The following is a 19,466-nucleotide window of genomic DNA, read 5'->3' as shown; positions in this document are numbered from 1 at the left end:
TGATTCAAAATGTGGAGCGGGTGACGGGAATCGAACCCGCATAGCCAGCTTGGAAGTCTGGGGGTGCCTCTCCTATGCAGCAAAATCCGAGAGAGATCTCGCCGTCTCGTGACAATTTAGAGTGTTCAATTGTATGGCAGCGATATCGATCGTTTCCAAGTTTCCTATACGAAGCGGTCAGCGCCATGTCCGTGGCGAAATCGGAGATTTCCAGATGCACCTCGATGGGCGCGGTATGGTCGGCCGGCCCGCCATCCCAGAAATCGGTGAGCTTCAGTTGCCGTGCCGAATCGGGCAGGGTCAGATCGAGGATGAGCTGGATGGCGAAGAGCAGATTGCTCTTGCCGACCCGGTTCTCTCCGAGCAGCACGACATTGCCGGCCAGCGCGACGTCGATCGACTGGAAGTTCCTAAAATTCCTGATGCTGCATTTCCGTCCCCAACGCCCGAAGTTTTTCTTTGCTTAAGCTTCAATAGCCGGTGATCTTGGGCGATCACAGTGCCCTGTTGGAACAACAACACGAAAACCCGATGCCTATTCGCTCTGCTCACGTCGTCGACGGCATGCTGGCGCTGCGCAGCGCCCGCGCCGCCGCGGCGCGAGAGGGAGCAATAGGCCGCGAGATATTCACCCTGCCTCTGCTTGCGGCGCGTTTGGTCGGCGGCTTCGCCACGCCGGCCGGCACGGACGTTCTCTATCCGGCCATCCAGGCGGCGCTCGCGTCCGTGAGCTTTGGCGACATCGGAACGGTCGCCAGGCTGCCAGGGATGCCACGTGCCGTTCTCCATGCTTTGGATAGCGCCTGGCGGGCGGATCTCGATCTGTCCTCAATGGCGGGCGAGGCGCCGAGGTTTGATGACCTTCATCGCCTCGAGACCTACGTTCGCGATCACATCCCACCCGCGCATATGCTGCCGCGCGATCTTCGTGATGCAGCCAACAGGCGGATCGATCGTGCGCGTAGCCTGCTGGGTCCGGTCACGCTTTCGGGAGTGGTGGACGTCGATCCGCTTTGGCGGCCTCTTCTCAATGAGCTCGCTCGCGTCACCGACCTCACCTGGGAACTGCCGGCGCCTGTCGAGCACGCATGGTTTAGAGGACCGATCCAAAGAAAGGCGGCGACTACTCCGGTCCGTGCATCCGCCGAGGCGAGCGCGGACCCGAAGTCGGAGGTTATCGAAGCGCTGCGCTGGATCCGGCAGTTGCTGGCGACCGGAAAGGTACAAGCGCAGGACATCGCGATCGCGGCGACTTCAACACAGGACTGGGACGATGATTTTCTGGCTTATGCGAGAAGCGCCGGGTTGCCGTTGCATTTCTCCCACGGCGTGCCCGCTTTAAGCACGACGGAGGGCCAAGCCTGTGCAGCGCTGGCCGATATCCTTGGAAACGGTCTCAATCAAGAACGCATCTGGCGCTTGCTCCGACGCCTGCCGGCGCGCCCATTCGCTGGGTTGCTTCCGCCGGACTGGTTCGCCGCAATTCCGCGAGGCGCAGGCTTGCGCAGCCTCGACCAGTGGCGAGCGGTGCTGGCCGCGGCCCGGCTGCGGCGCGCTGACGCCGAGCTGGCCGAGCGGATCTTGCTTCCCATTCTAGAGCTTCTCGCGCGCGGAGCAGAGGTGGCGGGAGAGGCCGGCACGCGGTTGCTGAGCGGCGCAAGCCTGGCGATGTGGGAGGAGGCGTTGCGAAGCGCGCCGGCGCAAGCCATCGGCCTGTCGTTGCAAGCTCTGCGTGTCTCCGACCAGCTTGACCCAGCCAACAGCGTCGTCTGGTGCCAGGCGTCGCAATTGGCCGCCTGTCCGCGGCCGTTCACCCGCCTGCTTGGCCTCACCAGCCGGTCCTGGCCGCGCTCGGAAAACGACGATCCGCTGCTTCCGCATCATTTGCTCGACCGCCGCAAGCTTCATCCTTTGGGTGCCGCCGAGCGCGATCGGCGCCATTTCGAAATTATTCAGGCGCATACCGGGGAGCAACTCGTTCTGTCGCGCTCGCTGCGCAACCCCAAGGGCGGCGTTCTGTCACCCAGCTCCCTCTGGCCTTCCGGCGAGATCGTGCACAAGCGGGATCGAATCCCGGAGCACGCTTTCAGCGAAGCGGATAGGCTGTTGGCAAGACCCCGCGATGCCGGCCAACTCGCCCATGTTCGCCAGAGGCAGCTTTGCTGGCGGAACTGGCAACGGCCTTCGGAGTTGACGCCGCATGACGGCCTCTCAGGAGCAAACCATCCGGCGATTGAGAGAGCCTTGACACGGGTACAGTCGACGACATCGCTCCAGAGGCTGTTGCGAGATCCGCTCGGGTTCGTCTGGCGCTACGCTCTGGGCTGGCGCTCTGTCCGGTTCCAATCCGACCCGCTGCAGCTCGGTGCGGCCTCATTTGGCGAACTGGTTCATGAGCTGATCAGCGGCGCGATCATAGCGCTCGAGCCGACGCCGGGATTTGCGCGCGCCAGCGCCGATGAGATCGAAGCCGCGATCGCTGATGCGTCGACGGCGATCCTGCACGCATGGCCACTACAGCGTTCCGTTCCGCCACCCATCCTGTGGCGGCATACGGTGAGCGAGGCCGCGCGTCGCACTGCCAGAGGCCTCGCCGCCGATGATCAGGTCAGATCCGATACGCGCAGTTGGACGGAGGTGCCGTTCGGGCAAGGCGGCGGCGCCAGGGAAGGCGCGCCGTGGGACACGACGAGCACGGTCCCGATCGAGCAGACTGGTCTGGTGTTCGGCGGCCGCATGGATCGGCTTGATATTCGCGCCACCGGCGACGGCGCTCGGATAACCGACTACAAGAGCGCGAAGCCGCCTCCGAGACATCACCGCATTGCGTTGGGCCAGGGGCGAGAGCTGCAGCGCGTGCTTTATGCGATCGCCGCCCGTGCGCTGCTGCCTGAGGTCAGGACCGTGGTGGCGCGCCTAGTCTATCTCGCCGACGATCCGGCAATCTTCGAGCTCAAGGGCGACGAGCTCGATGCGGTGGTTGGTGAGGCGGCGGGTTATCTGTCGGCGGCCATGACAATCCTGCGCAGCGGCCGGATCGCGCCGCGTTGGGAGCAGGACGCCGATTACGACGATATGCGCCTCGCGCTTCCTTCCGATCGCGAGACTTATCTGCGCCGCAAGGCTTCAGAGTTCCGGGCAGCCAACCAGCCGCTCAACAAGCTCTGGAGTGCCTCGACATGACGCTCGCCGATCAGGAGGCCCGTTGCCGGGCCATGACCGATTTTTCCTCGATCCTGTTGGTCGAAGCGGCCGCGGGAACGGGCAAGACCTCCCTGATGGCCGGTCGTGTGGCGATGATGCTGGCGGCCGGGCGCCACCCTGGCGAGATCGCCGCCATCACCTTTACCGAGCTCGCCGCGAGCCAGCTCGCGCGCCGGATCAGGGAAACGGTCGATAAGCTGCTGGCAGGCGATGTTCCCGCGTTCCTTGAGGCGGTTCTTCCGCAGGGCCTTTCGGAGCAGCAGCGCAAGGCGCTTATCGTCGCCTTTCCCCGGCTCGACGAGCTCACGGCGACGACAATTCACGGATTTTGCCAGTCGGTCATCCGCAGCCATGGCGTCCAGGCCGGACTCGACCCCGGCGCCCGTGTGGTCGATGCCACCGTCGCCGACAATCTATTCATGGCGGAGCTGTCGGCGTGGTTTTCGCATCGGCTCGCGGCCGATGCCGCGGAAGGCGACCCGATTGTCGTATTGGCGGAAGAGATTCCGCTTCAGGTGGTGGATCTCATCCGTGAACTCGCGAACCTTCGGCGCAAGCATCCCGACGCCCAACCGATCCTTCCGTCCGCCGGCGCGCGGCCCGACATTGATTTCGTCCAGGCGGTCGACGATTTCGACCGGTGGCAGGTGAGCGCCGAACCCGACAAATGGCTTTCCGACATCGCGCACGAATTGCGCGAGCTTGCGCAGCGATATCATGACTGCCTCGCAAGCAAAGAGAGTTTCCGAGCCCTGTGGCGCCTCTGCGATCCGGGAACCGGCCGTCTCTTCGAGCGCAAAGGCCTGCAGCTGAAAACCTACGATGAGGCTGCGCGGGGCTTCGGCGCTCACCGCAATGATGTCGGTTCAAAGGATGGCCGGGAGCTTTATGAAATCGTCGTCACCGCCTGGAGCGAGCTCGTCGGTCATATCGCCAGCACGTTGGTGTGCTTGCTGTCGACCTCCCTCGACCAGTTGCTGGAAAGCTATCAGGCGCGCAAGCGCGCTGCCGCCATCCTGGATTTCGACGATCTGTTGATTCACGTCCGCTCGCTGGTCCGCGCCCATGACGAGGTGCGCCAGGCCATCGGCCAGCGCTATCGCTATATCCTGGTCGATGAGTTCCAGGACACCGACGGCATCCAGAACGAGATCCTGTTCTCGATCGCCGCGGCCCAAGCGCGGCCAGGACAATGGGAGAAGTCGGAGCTACGGTCCGGAGCGCTCTTCCTCGTCGGCGATCCGAAACAGGCGATCTATCGCTTTCGCGGCGCCGACATCGAAGCCTACGAACTCTGCCGCCAGCTGATCGACGGCCAGGATCATGGTGCGGTGCTTGAGATCACCGCTAATTTCCGATCGCTGAAACCGATCATCGAGCATGTCAACGCCTGCTTCGAGCCGGTCTTTGCCAAGCCCTCGCAGCCCCGATATGTCGCGCTCGCCCCCACCCTCTTCGAAGCGTCGCACCCGCTTCCCTGCGTCGCCCGCTTCACCGTCGAGGTGGCTACCGAGGGTCGCATCTACGCGGAAATGTTTCGCGAGACCGAAGCCGAGCGCGTTGCCGACATTTGCGCCACCTTGATCGGCAATGTGTCGATAAAACGTGCGGACAAGACATCCACTCCGCTGCGGGCCGGCGACATCGCGCTGCTCTCTCCGGGACACACGGAGCTGTGGCGTTACGAGCGTGCGCTTGAGCAGCGCGGCCTCGCGGTATCCTCGCAAGCCGGCCAGACTCTGATGCGGCGGCAGGAAACGCAGGACATTCTGGCGTTGCTACGGGTCCTGGCGGATTCCTCCGACACGCTGGCCTTTGGCGCGCTGATGCGAGGGCCGCTGGTGGGCCTGAGCGAACAGGAACTGCTGGACATCACCTCAGCCCTTGTCGAGCAAGACGACGGCCAACGCTTTTTCACTGTGCGGACGGATCCCGAGCTCGTGCAGCATGGTGTCGCCAGAGATATTCTCGTCGAATTGCAGCGGCTTCGTCGGCGCGCCTCGATCGTGACCCCAAGCCTGATTTTGGCGGAGGCCATCGAACGCCTGAATGTTCGCGTGATCATGGCAGCGCGACATCGCAACAGGAATGCCCGCGCGCTTGTCAACCTCGACGCATTGATTGAGAGAGCGCGCGGCTACTCGATCGCTGGTCTGCGCGCTTTCATTCGCGATCTGCAGGAAGATTGGGAGCGCAAGGCTCGGGCGCAGGAAGGACGCATCGATGCTGCCGAGGATGCCGTCGAGATCGTCACCATTCATAGCGCTAAGGGGTTGGAGTGGCCAATCGTCATTCCGGTCAATTCGACGACCGAACTCTACCGGCCGGATCAGTTCGTGCATCGGCAATCCGACAACACCTTGCACTGGATGCTGGGGGGCGTCGCGCCGCTGGAGCTGGCTGCAGCGCGCGCCGCGGAAAGCCTGGAGGATGCCAATCAACGTGAGCGTATCTGGTACGTGGCGTGCACACGGGCACGGGATCTCCTGATCCTCCCCCACATCCCTCAGGCGTCCAAGGATTCCTGGTTCAGCTCAATAGATCTGCGCCAGCTAAACATTCCTGAGCTGAACTTTACTTCATTGGCGCAGCGCGAAATGCCGGCAGCGGCGTCTGTGCCCAACGAGCAGTCCTCCGATATTTTTGTCGCCGAGCAACGTTGCGTCGAGGAAAGCGCGCCACCAATCGTATGGCGCCGGCCCAGCGAACACGATGCCGATCGACTCGGCGACCCTCTCGAGGGCGTCGTAACTTTGGAGAGCCACATTGAGCATTTCGAGGTGGTCGGTGCCGGAGCCCGCCGCGGCGTCATCCTTCACAAGCTGATGGAAGAGCTTCTTACCGGCGAGCTTGCGGGAGAACTCGGCGCAAGCGTTAACCGCGCTCGCGAACTGCTCGATCAATTGGTGACCGGCGTAAATGACGATGAACCTCAGCCCGATCCTAATGAGATGGGAGCAGCAGCGCTCCGCGGGCTCGCTTTGCCGCAGATTGCCGAACTGCGGCCTCACCTTGTGCCCGAGATGGCAATCTGGGGGCGCGACGAGGTGAACCTTATTGCCGGGCGGGCCGACGCTTTGGCGATCATCGAAGACCGTGTCGACGCTGCCATCGATTGGAAATCCGACGTCGATCCCACACCTGCTGTGCGCGAAGCACATGTGCAGCAGCTGCGTGACTACCTGTCTGCGACCGGCGCCATGCGCGGCGGAATCGTCTATCTGACAAGCGGCGAGATCGCGTGGATCGTCCGTCAGTGATGGGGATGATCTATTTATCGAGAGCGGCGCTGCCGCCATCATCGCCGATATCTGCAAACGCTGGGATGATATCACCAGCGAGCAGCTTTTCCTTCGACAGCAGCCCGGCGTCCTCAAGCGCCTCGAAATCCGGTAGCTGGCGCAGCGTGTCGAGCCCGAACTGCGAGAGAAAATTCTTGGTCGTCACATAGGTATAGGGCGCACCCGGCTGCGGGCTGCGCGGCCCCGAGGCGATCAGCGCCTGCGCGCGCAGCACGCCGATCAGATCGCGGGACACCTCCTTGCCGAAGAAGCTCGACAGCTCCCCACGGGTGATCGGCTGGAAATAGGCGATGCACATCAGCACGAGCGCCTCCGCCTGCGACAGTTCTTTTGTCCCCTGCCCCACGGCTGTCCCGAAGGCGGCGTGGATGACGTCGCCAAAAACCTTTTTGGTCCGGTGCTGCCAGGCGCCGGCGACCGCGACCAGCTCGTAGGGGCGGCCGGCGAGCTCGGTGCGGATGTCGTCGATGATCAGCTCGATGTTGCAGTTTCTTCCCACCACCCGCGCGAGGACACTCCGTGTCACCGGTTCGCTGGCGGCAAAGATCACCGCTTCGACGCGGCCCATCCATTCGCGCCAGCGCAGCTCCGGCGGGAGGTGGTCCAGTTCCGTATCGAGCAGCACAGGCTGTTCGTTCGGCTTGCGACGGGCGGACGCTTCGCTCATGGCTACAACCCAAACAGCCGAAAAGTGGTGCGGCCGGAAAGCTCGCGCACGGCATCGAGCTGTTGCAACCGTTCAAACAGGCGGCGCGCCGCAAAGCGCGACAGGTTCTTTGTCACAAGCGAGCCGGAAACGGCATCTTCATTCAGGAGCAAAATAATCACGTCGCCGGCGCCTTTCGCGCGCAGTTTCGGCGCCACCGCCAGGAGTTTTTCGGCGCGGCGCGACAGTTCGCTGGCCAGCCGGCAGGCCTCCGCCGCCGCTTGAACCAGCGCAACGCAGACCGCCCGCTCAAAATTCTTTTCGCCCGGTTTTCTTCTCCTGCCGCCGTCTTCGGCGCGAAACGCCGCGCCAAAAGCTTGGGCCATCAACAGCGGCAGCGGCCGCGGCCACCGAAAACTTTGCGCCAGCACCAGGTCGGCCAGCCACCAGGCCAACAGCTCGGCGTCGGGCCGCATGGCGACGATGTGAGTGGCGATTGCCGCGGCGGCGAACGGCGCCGGCCGGCCGCCGCGGGCCTGGTCGTCGATCGCCGCGCACAGATCGACGAGAGCCTCATCGCCCCAGGCGAGTCCGAGCAGCTCGACCACCTTCGCCAGCCGTTCGGCGCTGACGACGGGCGGCTGCGCGGCCAACTGCCGCCAGGCGCCCAAAATGGCGCCGGCGGGGCCGGGATCGGCGCCGGCCGGGCGCAAGTGCCAGGTGTCACGCAGCGCGGCTTCGTCCTCGGCACGGCCGGCGAGCCGCATGCTGGCGCCGGCGCATTTTAGCGCCAGCCGCTGGCGCCAGGCGCCGGCCCAGGCAGGTTGCGCTCGGGCGAGGCTGTCGAGCGCACCCAGGGCGGCGCCGGCCCGGAAGGCGGCGTCGGCATCGCTGAGCGCGCCGGCGGCGAGCGCCCAGGCCGGGACGCTGGGCGGCGTGGCGACTGAGCTGGCGGTCGCGGGATCGAGGCGAATCATGAGTTGGAGAGTAAAATGGGGTCGGAACAAGAACTGTTCCCAGCGACACGCTAAGGTCGAACGAAGCATGAACGTCATGCGGCCTGACGTAACCGAGCCGGAAGCCTGAGCGACCGGAAGCCTTCAGGCATCTGATGTTCTGCATCCCAGGTGTAGATGCCGGTCAGATTGATGTGTTCCCAGCTCAGCGGAGATACGTGCTTGAGCAGGTGATCCGGAATCTCACGATGCATTTTGCGTAAGTGGGTGACGGCCCGCTCGATATAGACCGTGTTCCAGTGTACGATCGCGCTGACGACGAGATTGAGGCCGGAGGCGCGGAACGCCTGGCTTTCGAACGATCGGTCACGGATTTCACCACGCTCGTGGAAGAAGACAGCGCGCTTCAGCTTATGCGCCGCCTCACCCTTGTTGAGGCCAGCCTGGCAACGCCGCCGCAATGCTGGACTCGAGTACCACTCGATCATGAACAGAGATCGCTCGATCCTACCGAGTTCACGTAAAGCTCTGGCAAGTTGGCTTTCCTTCGGCGACGCCGAGAGCTTCTTCAGGATCGTAGACGGCACGACGGTTCGCGTCGTGATCGACGCCGCCAGATGAAGTAGATCGTCCCAATGGTCGAGAATCAGAGTGGTGTTGATCGGCGCCCCGATGTGGTTGGACAGCGCCGGATATGCATCGCCTTTCTCGAATGTATGGAACTTCCGGTCCTTGAGGTTGCGCAATCGCGGTGCGAACCGCTTGCCGATCAGAGCGAACAGCCCAAAGACGTGATCGCTGGCACCGCCGGTGTCGGTGAAGTGCTCCTCTATTTCGAGGGCCGTGTCCTGATCGAATAGCCCATCGAGCACATAGGCAGCCTCGCTTTCAGTCGGACTGATGGGCAGAATGCTGAAGTAGCCATACTGATCGGAAAGGTGGCTGTAGAATTTGGATCCGGGTTCGCTGCCGTAATGCAGATTGATGTCGCCGCGCTTTGCGGCTCGGTCGGTCGCGCGAAAGAATTGACCATCGGACGATGCGGTTGTTCCGTTGCCCCAAAGTCGAGAATGCGGATGGCGGGTGTGTGCGTCCGTCACGCAGGCCTGGGCTGCGCGGTAGGTCTCTGACCGGGCGTGGAAGGTGCGCATCCAGCTGATCTGGTGAGCGCTGATGCCCTTGGACGCGCTGGCCATCCGTTTCGGACCGAGGTTGGTCGCATCGGCCAGTACGCCAGCCAGCATGGCCGAGACGTTCCTCGGAGTGTCACCCGTGCGAACATGCGTGAAGCAATCCGCAAAGCCGGTCCATTCATGCACTTCCCTCAGGAGGTCCGGCACCTCGATCAACGGATAGAGTTCACTGATCTCGGCGTTAAGATCCTCAGCTTCCACGGGCACCTCACCAGCGATTGGCGTGACGATCAACGTGGCTGCTTCCAGACGAACACCTTCGAGCTTTCCGGATCGTGCTCTATGCGCCAGCCGCTTCAGGTTGAAGTCGAGCATCTGTCGCGCTTCCGCGAGCCAGGCCGCACCGTCACCCTGAACGCCAAGTCCGAGCCGATCCTGCTCCTTCATTGTGGTGAACGTTGACCGCGGCATCAGATGCTCATCGATTGGTCGGAAGGATCGACTGCCGTCGACCCATATGTCCGCCGACCGAAGTCGATCTCGTAAAGCCGCGAGCGTTGCGATTTCATAGAGACGCCGATCCGGCTTCTCCTGCCCAAGGATGAGCCGTCGATCAGCTTGTCTGAGGTGGGTCACCGGGACGCGATCCGGAAGTGTCCGCCGCTTCTCGGCATAGAGCCGTTTCAGCAGAGAAATTGCCGCAAGAAGCGGATCGTGTCGCCGCGCCGATTGGAACGTGAACGCCTGCAGAAACGAGCCCGCATATTTGCTTACGGTCGCGTATTGCTCACCCGCCAAGGCCAAGGGCGACGCCTCATTATCCTCAACCATTGACTGGAGCTCAGGCTTGATCCGCAGCAGCCGGTGCCATCCAACTTCCTGATCGAGAACCTCCAGTGCGTTCCGGCCATAGTCGTTCGCGGACTGCAGGGCTGTGATCGTGTCAAGGAACATGCGCAGCGCTTTGGCGGTATCCGGCCTGCAATCCATGTGCCGCTGCTTCTTGCGGTTGTTGGCTTGCGAGAACAGCCGACCCATCAACCTGATGAACATCGACACTGCATCGTCGGTGAGCTTCTGGCCGAGCTTGATGACCTGCGCGACGATCAAAGCCTGCCGGCGACTCGCATTGAAGTCGTTGGCCAGCCATGCCGGCGTGGCGTTACCCTCACTGATCATCTGGTCCCACCGTCCGGACGATATGCGCATCTGCAGTTTCGAATCGATTTCCAGCGTGCGCAGGAAGGCAATACGTTCGGTCAGCCCGACCAGGTTTGACGCACCTGGAGCTTCTGGCGCGGATCGCAGCCAATGAAATCGCGTCTGGCCGATCACCGGATCAACCTCCAACAGCCTGTCCAATGATGTAAGCCGATCGGGCGGGATACCTTCGACGAGTTCTTTCTCAGCTCGTCGGCGAGCTATCGCGCGACCGCCGAGGCCAATCTTCTCGATCGAATGCAGCGAGGGAAGGAGCGCGTTTCGTTTCCGGAACTCGGCAATGACTGCTGTCGCGATCGGCAACCCGTGATCGCCATCGGCCGCCGCATCGATTGCAGCCACAAGGGCCGCGCGGCGATCGTCTCTGGAGGCAGTCCTCAGACCGAGGTAAGCCATCAAAGACCGGCTGTGATCGAAACGCGTCTGTACTCGATGTGCATAGAAAGCGTAGAGGCGCGCGTCGATACCGAGCTGATCCGCAAGATAGTTGATCACAGCCGCGGGTGGCTGCTCGTCATCCCACAAGAGCCGTCCCGTTTGGCGGATTGTGCAGAGTTGCACCGCGAAGCCCAGCTTGTTCTGCGGTCGGCGGCGGAGCTCGCATTGCAAACGATCTACCGGGTCCAGTGTAAAGTGACGGATTAGGCCATCCTCGTTCGTCGCTATACCCAGGAGTATCGCCGCTTCCTTTGAGCTGATAAGCTTTCTTCTACCCACTCGCGTTCTCCCTTGGCACACACCGACTTCAAGGGGAAATTGGTCGCCATCAGCCGAATGCTTTCAACCGGTCGGCAGCTTCATCTACAGATCTATCACGCGCGTTCGTGCTTCGTTCGGTCTTAGCGTGTCTGCGGGAACAGTTCTTGTTCCGACCCCTAGCAGGCTCGTTCATGGCATTTCAAAAGCGAGGCTTGCTGTTCGCCAGAGCCGCATTTGATCAATGCTTTCAGAGCGCATCAGGCCGGGCACGGTTCATCGTAGCGCAGGCACAAACAGTGTTTCTGCATTTGCTTTGCTCGTTGAGCATCGCGGCTCGATCTTATGTGGTGGAGACGAGACCGCTTACCTTGACCAAATCGATGGCTTTCAAGTAGATCTCTGCCGCGAGCAGGTGTCAGACAGTAAGCCTGGCGATCGGAGAGTAAAGTCCGTCTCACGACTGTGCCCGGAACCCGACCTGTCACACCATGGCAACTGATGCCCTCGTTCTTCCGGGAGCGGGCTTTCTCCCGTCGAAGTGAGGTCTTTAGAGACGCGTTGTGACGGTTGCTCGGCACGTAACTCCGGTCTCCCCTTTATGCAACACGGGGCATAGAGGATGAACACAGCAAGGCACTTCTCGCTGAACTGAATCTGTCCGCCCGCCGGGATCAGGGCCGCCCGGAGCTCCTAGCGGCCCTATTTTCCCGAACCAACTGTTCAGCCGGTTATCCGGATCCCAGATCTCCTAATTGTTCAGGCCGGCAAGGCGCCGGACTTCTTGGCCGTCCAGGTGGCGATATAATCCATCAGGCCGGGGTTGAGGCAGTCATAGGGCTCCAGGCCAATTGTCTTCAGCCTGCCGCGAATGCCGTCCATGCGGCTCGGGTCGACACCGGATTCGATGATCGAGGAGACGAAGGCGGTGAAGCCCGGAGGCGACCAGCCATCCTCCTCGAAACGCTCGGGATGGATGAAGGACAGGCCCTTGAACGGATGGTCGCGCTCGACCGGTCCGTGCATGTGGACGCCGCATTGGGTGCAGGCATGACGCTGGATCAGCGCTGACGGGTCGACCACCTTCAGCTTGTCGCCGTTCTCGGTGACGGTGACATCGCCGGTGCCGGCAACCGCCACCACCGAGAATACAGCACCTTCGGGCTTCCAGCATTTGGTGCAGCCGCAGGCGTGGTTGTGGGCGATCTGGCCCTTGACCCTCACCTTGACCGGGTTGCTTGTACAGGCGCAGACCAACGTGCCGCCGGCAAAGCTTGCGCTTTCCCTGGGCAGGCCATTGTCGATTTTCGGATGCAGTTTCTCCGCCATTCTTACTTCCTCCCATGTTTCACCACAGAGGTCGCTGGCCGGTTGGCTGGCGGCGTGTGGCCGTCTTCAGTAAAGCACGACACTCCGGATCGACTTGCCCTCATGCATGAGGTCGAATCCCCTGTTGATGTCCTCGAGCTTCAGCGTGTGGGTGATCATCGGGTCGATCTGGATCTTGCCGTCCATGTACCAGTCGACGATCTTCGGCACGTCTGTGCGACCGCGTGCGCCGCCGAAGGCAGTGCCCATCCAACTGCGGCCGGTGACCAACTGGAAAGGCCGTGTCGAAATCTCCTGGCCGGCGCCGGCGACGCCGATGACGACCGACTTGCCCCAACCGCGATGCGAAGCCTCCAGCGCCTGGCGCATCACCTTGGTATTGCCGGTGCAGTCGAACGTGTAGTCGGCGCCGCCGATCTGGTCGGCACCGCGCTTGGTCATGTTGACGAGGTGGGGGACGATGTCGCCCTCGATCTCCTTCGGATTGACGAAATGTGTCATTCCGAAGCGCTCGCCCCATTCCTTCTTGTCGTTGTTCAAATCGACGCCGATGATCATGTCGGCGCCGGCAAGCTTCAGGCCCTGGATGACGTTGAGGCCAATGCCGCCGAGGCCGAAGACCACTGATGTAGCACCTTGCTCGACCTTGGCGGTGTTGATGACGGCGCCGATGCCGGTGGTGACGCCGCAGCCGATGTAGCAGATCTTGTCGAAGGGGGCGTCGGGATTGACCTTGGCCACCGCGATCTCGGGCAGCACGGTGAAATTGGAGAAGGTCGAGCAGCCCATGTAATGGAAGATCTTGTCCTTGCCGATCGAAAAGCGCGACGAGCCGTCCGGCATCAGGCCCTGGCCTTGCGTGGCGCGGATGGCGGTGCACAAATTGGTCTTTCTGGACAGGCAGGACGGGCACTGCCGGCATTCGGGCGTATAGAGCGGAATGACGTGGTCGCCCTTCTTGACCGAGGTGACGCCCTTGCCGACGTCGACGACGACGCCGGCGCCCTCATGGCCGAGAATGGCCGGGAAGATGCCTTCGGGATCGGCGCCCGACAGCGTGAATTCATCGGTGTGGCAGATGCCGGTCGCCTTGATCTCGATCAGCACCTCGCCGTCGCGCGGTCCCTCAAGTTGAACGGTCATGATCTCGAGAGGCTTGCCGGCCTCCGTAGCCACTGCTGCGCGAACGTCCATCACTTGTTCCTCTTGCTTGGGCGAATCTGCCGCCTCGCAACAATTTTCCGCCTGCTGTTTACGATGCCAGCCGTGATCGCGTTGGCCGGGTCAAAAGGTGCGGATCGGCCGTCTGCGCGATTAGATCCTCCGATAGGTCCGGCTGCTCGGCAAGGACCTCGCGGATGGTTTTACCGGAAACCAAGACCTCCTTCGCAAGCTCGGCTGCACGCTCATAGCCGATCGCTGGCGTGAGGGCGGTTGCAACCGCAGTGCTGGCTTCGAGATGTCTGCGGCACGTCTCAGCATTGGCGGTAATGCCCACGACGCATTTCGTGCGCAGCACGTCGACGGCATTGGTCAGAAGCTCCAGCGAGTGCAGGATGTTGTAGGCGATGACCGGCTCCATCACGTTCAACTGCAGCTGCCCAGCTTCAGAGGCAAGCGTTATGGTGAGATCGTAGCCGATGATCTGGAAGGCGACCTGATTGACCACCTCCGGGACAACGGGATTGACTTTTCCGGGCATGATCGAGGAGCCGGGCTGAAGTGCTGGCAGATTGATTTCGTTGAGACCGCCCCGCGGGCCGCTGGATAGCAGCCGCAGATCGTTGCAGATCTTCGAGAGTTTCGTCGCCGTTCGCTTCAACATTCCAGAGAAGAGCACGAAGGCGCCGGTATCCCAGCAGGCTTCGATCAGGTTGCCGGCCGAGACGACTGGCACGCCTGAAATCGATCGCAGTTCGGCGACCGCTGCGGATTGATAATCGGGATTCGTATTGATGCCCGTGCCAATCGCCGTTCCCCCGAGGTTCACTGCGTGAAAGAACGTGCTGATTTCACCAAGGCGCGCCACATCCTCGCGCAGCGTGGTTGCGAACGCCTGAAACTCTTGCCCCAAGGTCATCGGAACCGCGTCCTGCAACTGGGTCCGGCCAAGCTTGATAACATCGCCAAACTGCTCGGCCTTGGCCTCCAGTTCGCCAGCGAGCTGTTCCAAAGCTCGCTGCAATGCCCCGCGGGAAAGGAGGATCGCAAGGCGAATGGCAGTTGGGTAAACGTCGTTTGTCGACTGAGCGAGGTTCACGTCGTTATTGGGATGAAGCTTCTCGTACTTTCCCCGTGGCAGCCCCATGATTTCCAGGCCGCGGTTAGCGATGACTTCGTTGATGTTCATATTGGTAGAGGTGCCAGCGCCGCCCTGAAACACATCGAGCGGGAATTCGCCAGGGTGCCTGCCCGCGGCGATTTCCTGGCAGACTTGGCAGATGACATCGGCCTTTTCTCTGTCGAGATCGCCGAGCGCGGCGTTGGCGCGCGCCGCTGCCATTTTCACCAAGGCGAGCGCTTTGATGAAATTCGGAAAGTGGCTGATTCTAATTCCCGAAATGGGGAAGTTGGCGATGCCCCGCGCAGTCTGCGGGCCATAGTAGGCATCAACAGGGATGCTTACAGGTCCAAGCGGGTCTTTCTCAATGCGCTCAATTTCGGGAGCGTTCGACAAGATGCACCTCACTCTTCGTGAATGAACGTGGGAATATCGCAGTTCGCAGCGCTTTCGCGACTGATTGAATGCGAAGGTGCCGTCGTAGAACACCGGCCACTTCCGTTTTCAGCCGATGAAAAGCGTGTTTCGACTGGTCGAAAGCACATGAACGTATGCCCCCCCGCAATCAGCGCCGCGCGTGACGAAAATCAGGCAGCCTGCGGCGACCGGCCGGTTGCCCGGCTGCGAGTTCTGATCACCTCCAGAAGTCGGTCAATGTCCGAAGCATTGTTGAACATCCCAAGCGAAATCCGAATGCCATCGCGCTCGGGCGAAACGCGCACATCGACAGATGCGAAGTAGTCCATCCACTGATCTGCTGGCAGTGCAGCCACATAAATGTGAGGCGCGCGAAGAGCGTGATCGCGCGGGCCGACAAGCTCGACATCGAGCGCATCGAGCCCGTGAATGAGTCTGTCGCCCAGAGCAAAGCAATGAGCTTGAATGTTATCAATTCCAATTTGAGCAATCAGGTCGAGCGCGGCGTCCAGCGCATGAATGGCCGATAGATTGAAGTTTCCGATTTCAAATCTGCTGGCAGTGGGAGCCACTGCCATATCGTCCGGTCGAGCGATAAAATCGGACGGGGGGTTTCGCAGACTGATCGCGGCAAGATAGGCCGGCTCCAACTCGGTTCGCGTGCGATCCCAATAGAGCATGCCCAATCCCTGCGGGACAAGCAGCCCTTTGTGCGTGCCGCAGCCGATAAATGTGGCGCCTACCTTTTTCGCATCGATCGGAACGACGCCGACCGCCTGCATAATATCGACCACAAAATACAGGTTCATTTCCTTGCAGAGGGCGCCGACGCTTTCAATGTCGAAGCGATGACCTGCATGGAAGGTTACATACGACATCGAGATCGCTTTGGTGTTCGCGTCAACATGGGAGCGGAAGCTTTCGGCGTTGACGACGTCCGTCATTGCAATGAAGCGAACCCCGATGCCCTTTTTCTTCAGATTCAAAAACGCATAGGCGTTGTTCGGATGGTCTCCATGGATCAGCAGGACATTGTCCCCGGCCTTGAGGGGCAGCGCGTTCGCAGCAATGTTCATTGCTTCGGACGTATTCTTGGTGAAGGCGATTTCCTCTGGGGCCGCATTCAGTAGGCTCGCGACTTTACACCGCGTCGCCTCCATGCGCTCAATCCAGACGGATTTCGGTCCTGCTGTCTCGTAGCTTTCGGTGACAAAAGCCTCGAGGGCCTGCTTGACCGGCGTCGACATCGGCGTCTGGAAGCCAGAGTCGAGGTAGGTCATTTTCTCGACGACAGGGAACAGCTTCCTTACCGCCTCAACGTCGTAGTACTGCATTGTCTAAATCTCCGACTGCCAGCCACGCGATCAGCGGAGCCAGGCACTTTCAAACCCGGGCGAAAACTGAACTGCCCCCTAGGCACCTCGCACACTGATCGAAGCAATTGCCAATGCAGCAGTGGTGGACGCAGCATATTCGAAACGGCGTTTCGGTCTATGCTAGGATATCGTTATTTGGTTTTATTTATTCCGAAATTTGAGAGAACGCTAAAGACGGCACCGCCTTGCGGCTCTTTCCCTCGGACGAATTGACCGAGGAGACGCCACAGGCGAAGCGCTTCCAAGCCGTATCGCGACTTACATCGCTCGGAAATTGCTCGTAATGCCAAAAGGGAAAAAGTCGGGCGCAAGACCACTGGGGCGGCTGAAGACCTCATCGACCGCGATTCGATCCCTCATCTAGCATTCTCATGCCAATCCATCGCTGCTATGATCGAAATCCGGAACCCTTGTTTCCGTTTTTTGATCGGTCAATCCAAGACGAGTTAGTAATGAGTATTAACAGCGATGGTCCACTCGATCGAGCATTCTCAATTCTCGATTTTGTCGCAACACAAATCAAGGCTGTCACAGTGGCAGACATCGGTAAGAACCTCGACCTGCCTTTGCCAACCGCTCACCGATTGATCAGCAATCTCGAATCGCGGGGGCTACTCCAGCGCGCAGCGGGGACGAAACGGTTCGTGGTGGGGAACAATCTTGTCGTATTGGCGGGCAAGACCATCGGATCAGCCTTCCGAACGGCACGGCGCCATGCCGTTCTACAAAATGTCGCCGCAGAGATCGGGGAGCAGTGCGAGATTGGGATAGCCCGCAACAATGCCGTTGTCTATGTCGACAGCGTTCGAGTGAAGGCGCCTCAAAGCCTACAATTCGATCCCGGCCACAGTGCTCCGCTTTACTGCACGTCCACCGGCAAGATCTACTTGAGCATGCTCCCGGCGAAGCCTCGCGAAAAGCTCGTTCGGGAATTGCATCTGGAGCGGCATACAGATCAGACTATAACCGATCCCGAAACCCTTCTTCAGGTCTTGGAGGAGACGCGGAAAAACGGATGGGCTCGCACTAACGAAGAGTTTGTGAAGGGGGTCGTTGGTTGCGCTGTCCCGATCCTTGCGCCTGGTGGCACATTGATCGCCTGCCTTGGAGTGTCCGTTCCTGTCGCCCGTGTCAGCTTTGACGACCTCGAGCACTTCCGCGAGCCCTTGGTCCGAGCGGCCAAGCTTCTATCCGAGACGATACTCGAGGCAAATGGCGATTTCACCGCAGAAGAGGGCGAGTGACCAGCAATCGCCGATGAATTCGGTTTTAGAGCATGGGCCGGTTCAGCTCCTACCACTGCATAGATGGCGGTGCAGCCGTCGAGCAACACCTGCTCCTGGCGCACGTTTTCATTTCACAAGCCACCCTATTGACCATCCAGGGGCGAATGCCGCTGCAAATACGCTGATATGCTCGATCCGGCCGGGGGAGCTTAGCCAAGTTTGTACAAGGATCTGTTGTTCTTATAAAGAATCATCCTTGCTCCCTCAATTGCTTCATCGAAGTCCAAGCTTCCTCCCACTACATACTCGGTAAGCGCCTTGGCAAGGTATCGCTTGCCCCAGCGGCCGGCCAGCCAATAGAGTTCAGGAACGTGAAACGCGTCGCTGGCGTATAGGATCTTAGAAAGCGGAACGGCTTCCATCACCTGCATGTACCGCTGAAACAGATTCTGATGCACAAACGGCGTCATGATCGATAGTTCGAAGTAGCAGTTGGGATAAATATGACTCAGCCACGCTGCCTTTCCGACCGAGGGATAACCCGCATGAAGGGGGATAATTTTCGGCATCCGCATCACGCCGTCGCGATCAAATCGACACACTTCTTCAAGGTAGAAAGGGTCCTGGTTGCGAAGGATTACAGATGGAGCCTCGCCGTCACCCGTGTGGATCTGCATGGGAATATCTCGGGTGAGGCATTCTTCAAGAGCAAGCGTAAAATTGTATCGACGGAGGTCCTTAGATAGGTTGTATTCGGACTGGCGGTCCATGGCAGGAATCTCGTGGTAGGATTCCCTTAGCGCCTGCCAGGATGCCCGAGCAGTCTCCCGATCGTGAAGAGGTTCGATCAATCCGATGTAGGGAAGAAGGTAAGACTTCATTCCATAGGATTTCTTTCCGTAGTTGCCATTGCCGTCCAGCAATTCTGACAGACGAGCTTTGTATCGCTGCTCGTATTCGTCGAACGGAATATCAAGAGGAAAAAGCTCCTTCTGGACCATCTCGATCCGGGCGAGCCGGTTCATTCTGCAGGGTCTAATCTCCTCGTCATATCGGTTGATCTCCTCCACCGAAGCGCCTTCGCAATATCCGGTATCGACCATGACATTTTCGTATTTGACGTCCTGGAGCAGAGTACCGACATACCCCCAGTAATTTCTCGCTCGATCGTTCCTAGCTTCGATAACGGCCTCGAGATTTGGCTCGCAGCTCAGAAATTGAGCCATCTCCTTGACGAGAAATTTGACAAAAATGCTCTGTGAGATGTCTCCTATAATCCCGTCGATCTTTTCCTGGATACCAAACTGCTTGTTGAGATCATGCCGTACGGCTGCGTCGCCACTAAGCCATTTGTCGTAGACACCTGGGGGGAAATATGCCGGCACAGTGTCCATCGCTGCCAAGGACATGCGTTCCAGGAACCGCTTTGGCGCCATGGCTGGTTCACGGTCGGTGACGAGATGGCAATGCGCATCGTCAATCGGCAGCTCATTGACCGCCTCGAAAATTTTCAGAAATTCAGGGTGTTGCTTTGAAAGAAAGGGACCCAGATGGTCCAGATCGTGAGATGCTTTGCTGTTCATTTCTTTCTCCAATGATCATTGGGGAGGTCGTTCATCCGCCGCACAGGATTCCACCAGGTGGTTCGAATTTGGTGTGTTTTCGTCAAACAGGTGCTT

General features: G+C 60.3%; 12 protein-coding genes. 3 read left to right on the top strand and 9 right to left on the bottom strand.

Features of this window, described 5'->3' with window-relative positions; translation table 11 throughout:
- Positions 1–4: 4 nt before the first annotated feature.
- Complete coding sequence (locus FJ970_RS34030; RefSeq protein WP_415752065.1) at positions 5–385, bottom strand: DUF2813 domain-containing protein; 381 nt, start codon at positions 383–385, stop codon at positions 5–7.
- Positions 386–480: 95 nt separating this feature from the next.
- Between FJ970_RS34030 and FJ970_RS32155 the strand changes: the two genes are divergently transcribed.
- Positions 481–3,183 carry a PD-(D/E)XK nuclease family protein gene (locus FJ970_RS32155; protein ID WP_140762427.1) on the top strand — a complete coding sequence of 901 codons (2,703 nt, stop codon included), beginning with the start codon at positions 481–483 and terminating at the stop codon, positions 3,181–3,183.
- Entirely contained in the window at positions 3,180–6,464 is a 3,285-nt protein-coding gene (locus FJ970_RS32150) for a UvrD-helicase domain-containing protein (RefSeq protein WP_140762430.1), read from the top strand. The genes FJ970_RS32155 and FJ970_RS32150 overlap by 4 nt, the downstream gene beginning before the upstream one ends.
- Before the next feature lie 10 nt (positions 6,465–6,474).
- Here the strand turns inward: FJ970_RS32150 and scpB are convergent, their stop codons facing one another.
- From scpB to FJ970_RS32115, 7 genes are all read right to left on the bottom strand, one after another.
- The gene (gene scpB, locus FJ970_RS32145; protein ID WP_140762433.1) at positions 6,475–7,173 is read right to left on the bottom strand and encodes an SMC-Scp complex subunit ScpB; all 699 of its coding nucleotides are present in this window, start codon (positions 7,171–7,173) and stop codon (positions 6,475–6,477) included.
- A gap of 2 nt (positions 7,174–7,175) precedes the next feature.
- The gene (locus FJ970_RS32140) at positions 7,176–8,129 is read right to left on the bottom strand and encodes a DUF1403 family protein (protein ID WP_140762522.1); all 954 of its coding nucleotides are present in this window, start codon (positions 8,127–8,129) and stop codon (positions 7,176–7,178) included.
- A gap of 74 nt (positions 8,130–8,203) precedes the next feature.
- Entirely contained in the window at positions 8,204–11,179 is a 2,976-nt protein-coding gene (locus tag FJ970_RS32135) for a Tn3 family transposase (RefSeq protein WP_140762435.1), read from the bottom strand.
- 738 nt (positions 11,180–11,917) lie between these two features.
- Entirely contained in the window at positions 11,918–12,487 is a 570-nt protein-coding gene (gfa, locus tag FJ970_RS32130) for an S-(hydroxymethyl)glutathione synthase (RefSeq protein WP_140762438.1), read from the bottom strand.
- Between the two features lie 66 nt (positions 12,488–12,553).
- Positions 12,554–13,681 (bottom strand): S-(hydroxymethyl)glutathione dehydrogenase/class III alcohol dehydrogenase, encoded by a 1,128-nt coding sequence (locus FJ970_RS32125; RefSeq protein WP_140762441.1) that lies wholly within the window; start codon positions 13,679–13,681, stop codon positions 12,554–12,556.
- 58 nt (positions 13,682–13,739) lie between these two features.
- Complete coding sequence (locus FJ970_RS32120; protein ID WP_140762444.1) at positions 13,740–15,164, bottom strand: aspartate ammonia-lyase; 1,425 nt, start codon at positions 15,162–15,164, stop codon at positions 13,740–13,742.
- A gap of 191 nt (positions 15,165–15,355) precedes the next feature.
- A complete protein-coding gene (locus tag FJ970_RS32115) occupies positions 15,356–16,519 on the bottom strand; it encodes an aminotransferase class V-fold PLP-dependent enzyme (protein ID WP_140762447.1) in 1,164 nt (387 codons plus the stop codon).
- A gap of 494 nt (positions 16,520–17,013) precedes the next feature.
- Between FJ970_RS32115 and FJ970_RS32110 the strand changes: the two genes are divergently transcribed.
- Positions 17,014–17,805, top strand: coding sequence for an IclR family transcriptional regulator (locus tag FJ970_RS32110; RefSeq protein ID WP_140762450.1), 792 nt, complete (start codon positions 17,014–17,016; stop codon positions 17,803–17,805).
- A 191-nt stretch (positions 17,806–17,996) separates the two neighbouring features.
- Here the strand turns inward: FJ970_RS32110 and FJ970_RS32105 are convergent, their stop codons facing one another.
- Positions 17,997–19,370 carry an amidohydrolase family protein gene (locus FJ970_RS32105; protein ID WP_140762453.1) on the bottom strand — a complete coding sequence of 458 codons (1,374 nt, stop codon included), beginning with the start codon at positions 19,368–19,370 and terminating at the stop codon, positions 17,997–17,999.
- Positions 19,371–19,466: the final 96 nt, after the last annotated feature.

The sequence above is a fragment of the Mesorhizobium sp. B2-1-8 genome, assembly GCF_006442545.2.
Lineage (GTDB): Bacteria > Pseudomonadota > Alphaproteobacteria > Rhizobiales > Rhizobiaceae > Mesorhizobium.
This window is presented reverse-complemented; position numbering and strand designations above follow the sequence as displayed.

Bases quoted from the DNA above. Each gene is read 5' to 3' on its own strand.
- FJ970_RS32150 (WP_140762430.1), top strand. From the start codon at position 3,180: ATGACGCTCGCCGATCAGGAGGCCCGTTGCCGGGCCATGACCGATTTT.
- scpB (WP_140762433.1), bottom strand. From the start codon at position 7,173: ATGAGCGAAGCGTCCGCCCGTCGCAAGCCGAACGAACAGCCTGTGCTG.
- FJ970_RS32140 (WP_140762522.1), bottom strand. From the start codon at position 8,129: ATGATTCGCCTCGATCCCGCGACCGCCAGCTCAGTCGCCACGCCGCCC.
- gfa (WP_140762438.1), bottom strand. From the start codon at position 12,487: ATGGCGGAGAAACTGCATCCGAAAATCGACAATGGCCTGCCCAGGGAA.
- FJ970_RS32125 (WP_140762441.1), bottom strand. From the start codon at position 13,681: ATGGACGTTCGCGCAGCAGTGGCTACGGAGGCCGGCAAGCCTCTCGAG.
- FJ970_RS32115 (WP_140762447.1), bottom strand. From the start codon at position 16,519: ATGCAGTACTACGACGTTGAGGCGGTAAGGAAGCTGTTCCCTGTCGTC.
- FJ970_RS32110 (WP_140762450.1), top strand. From the start codon at position 17,014: ATGAGTATTAACAGCGATGGTCCACTCGATCGAGCATTCTCAATTCTC.
- FJ970_RS32105 (WP_140762453.1), bottom strand. From the start codon at position 19,370: ATGAACAGCAAAGCATCTCACGATCTGGACCATCTGGGTCCCTTTCTT.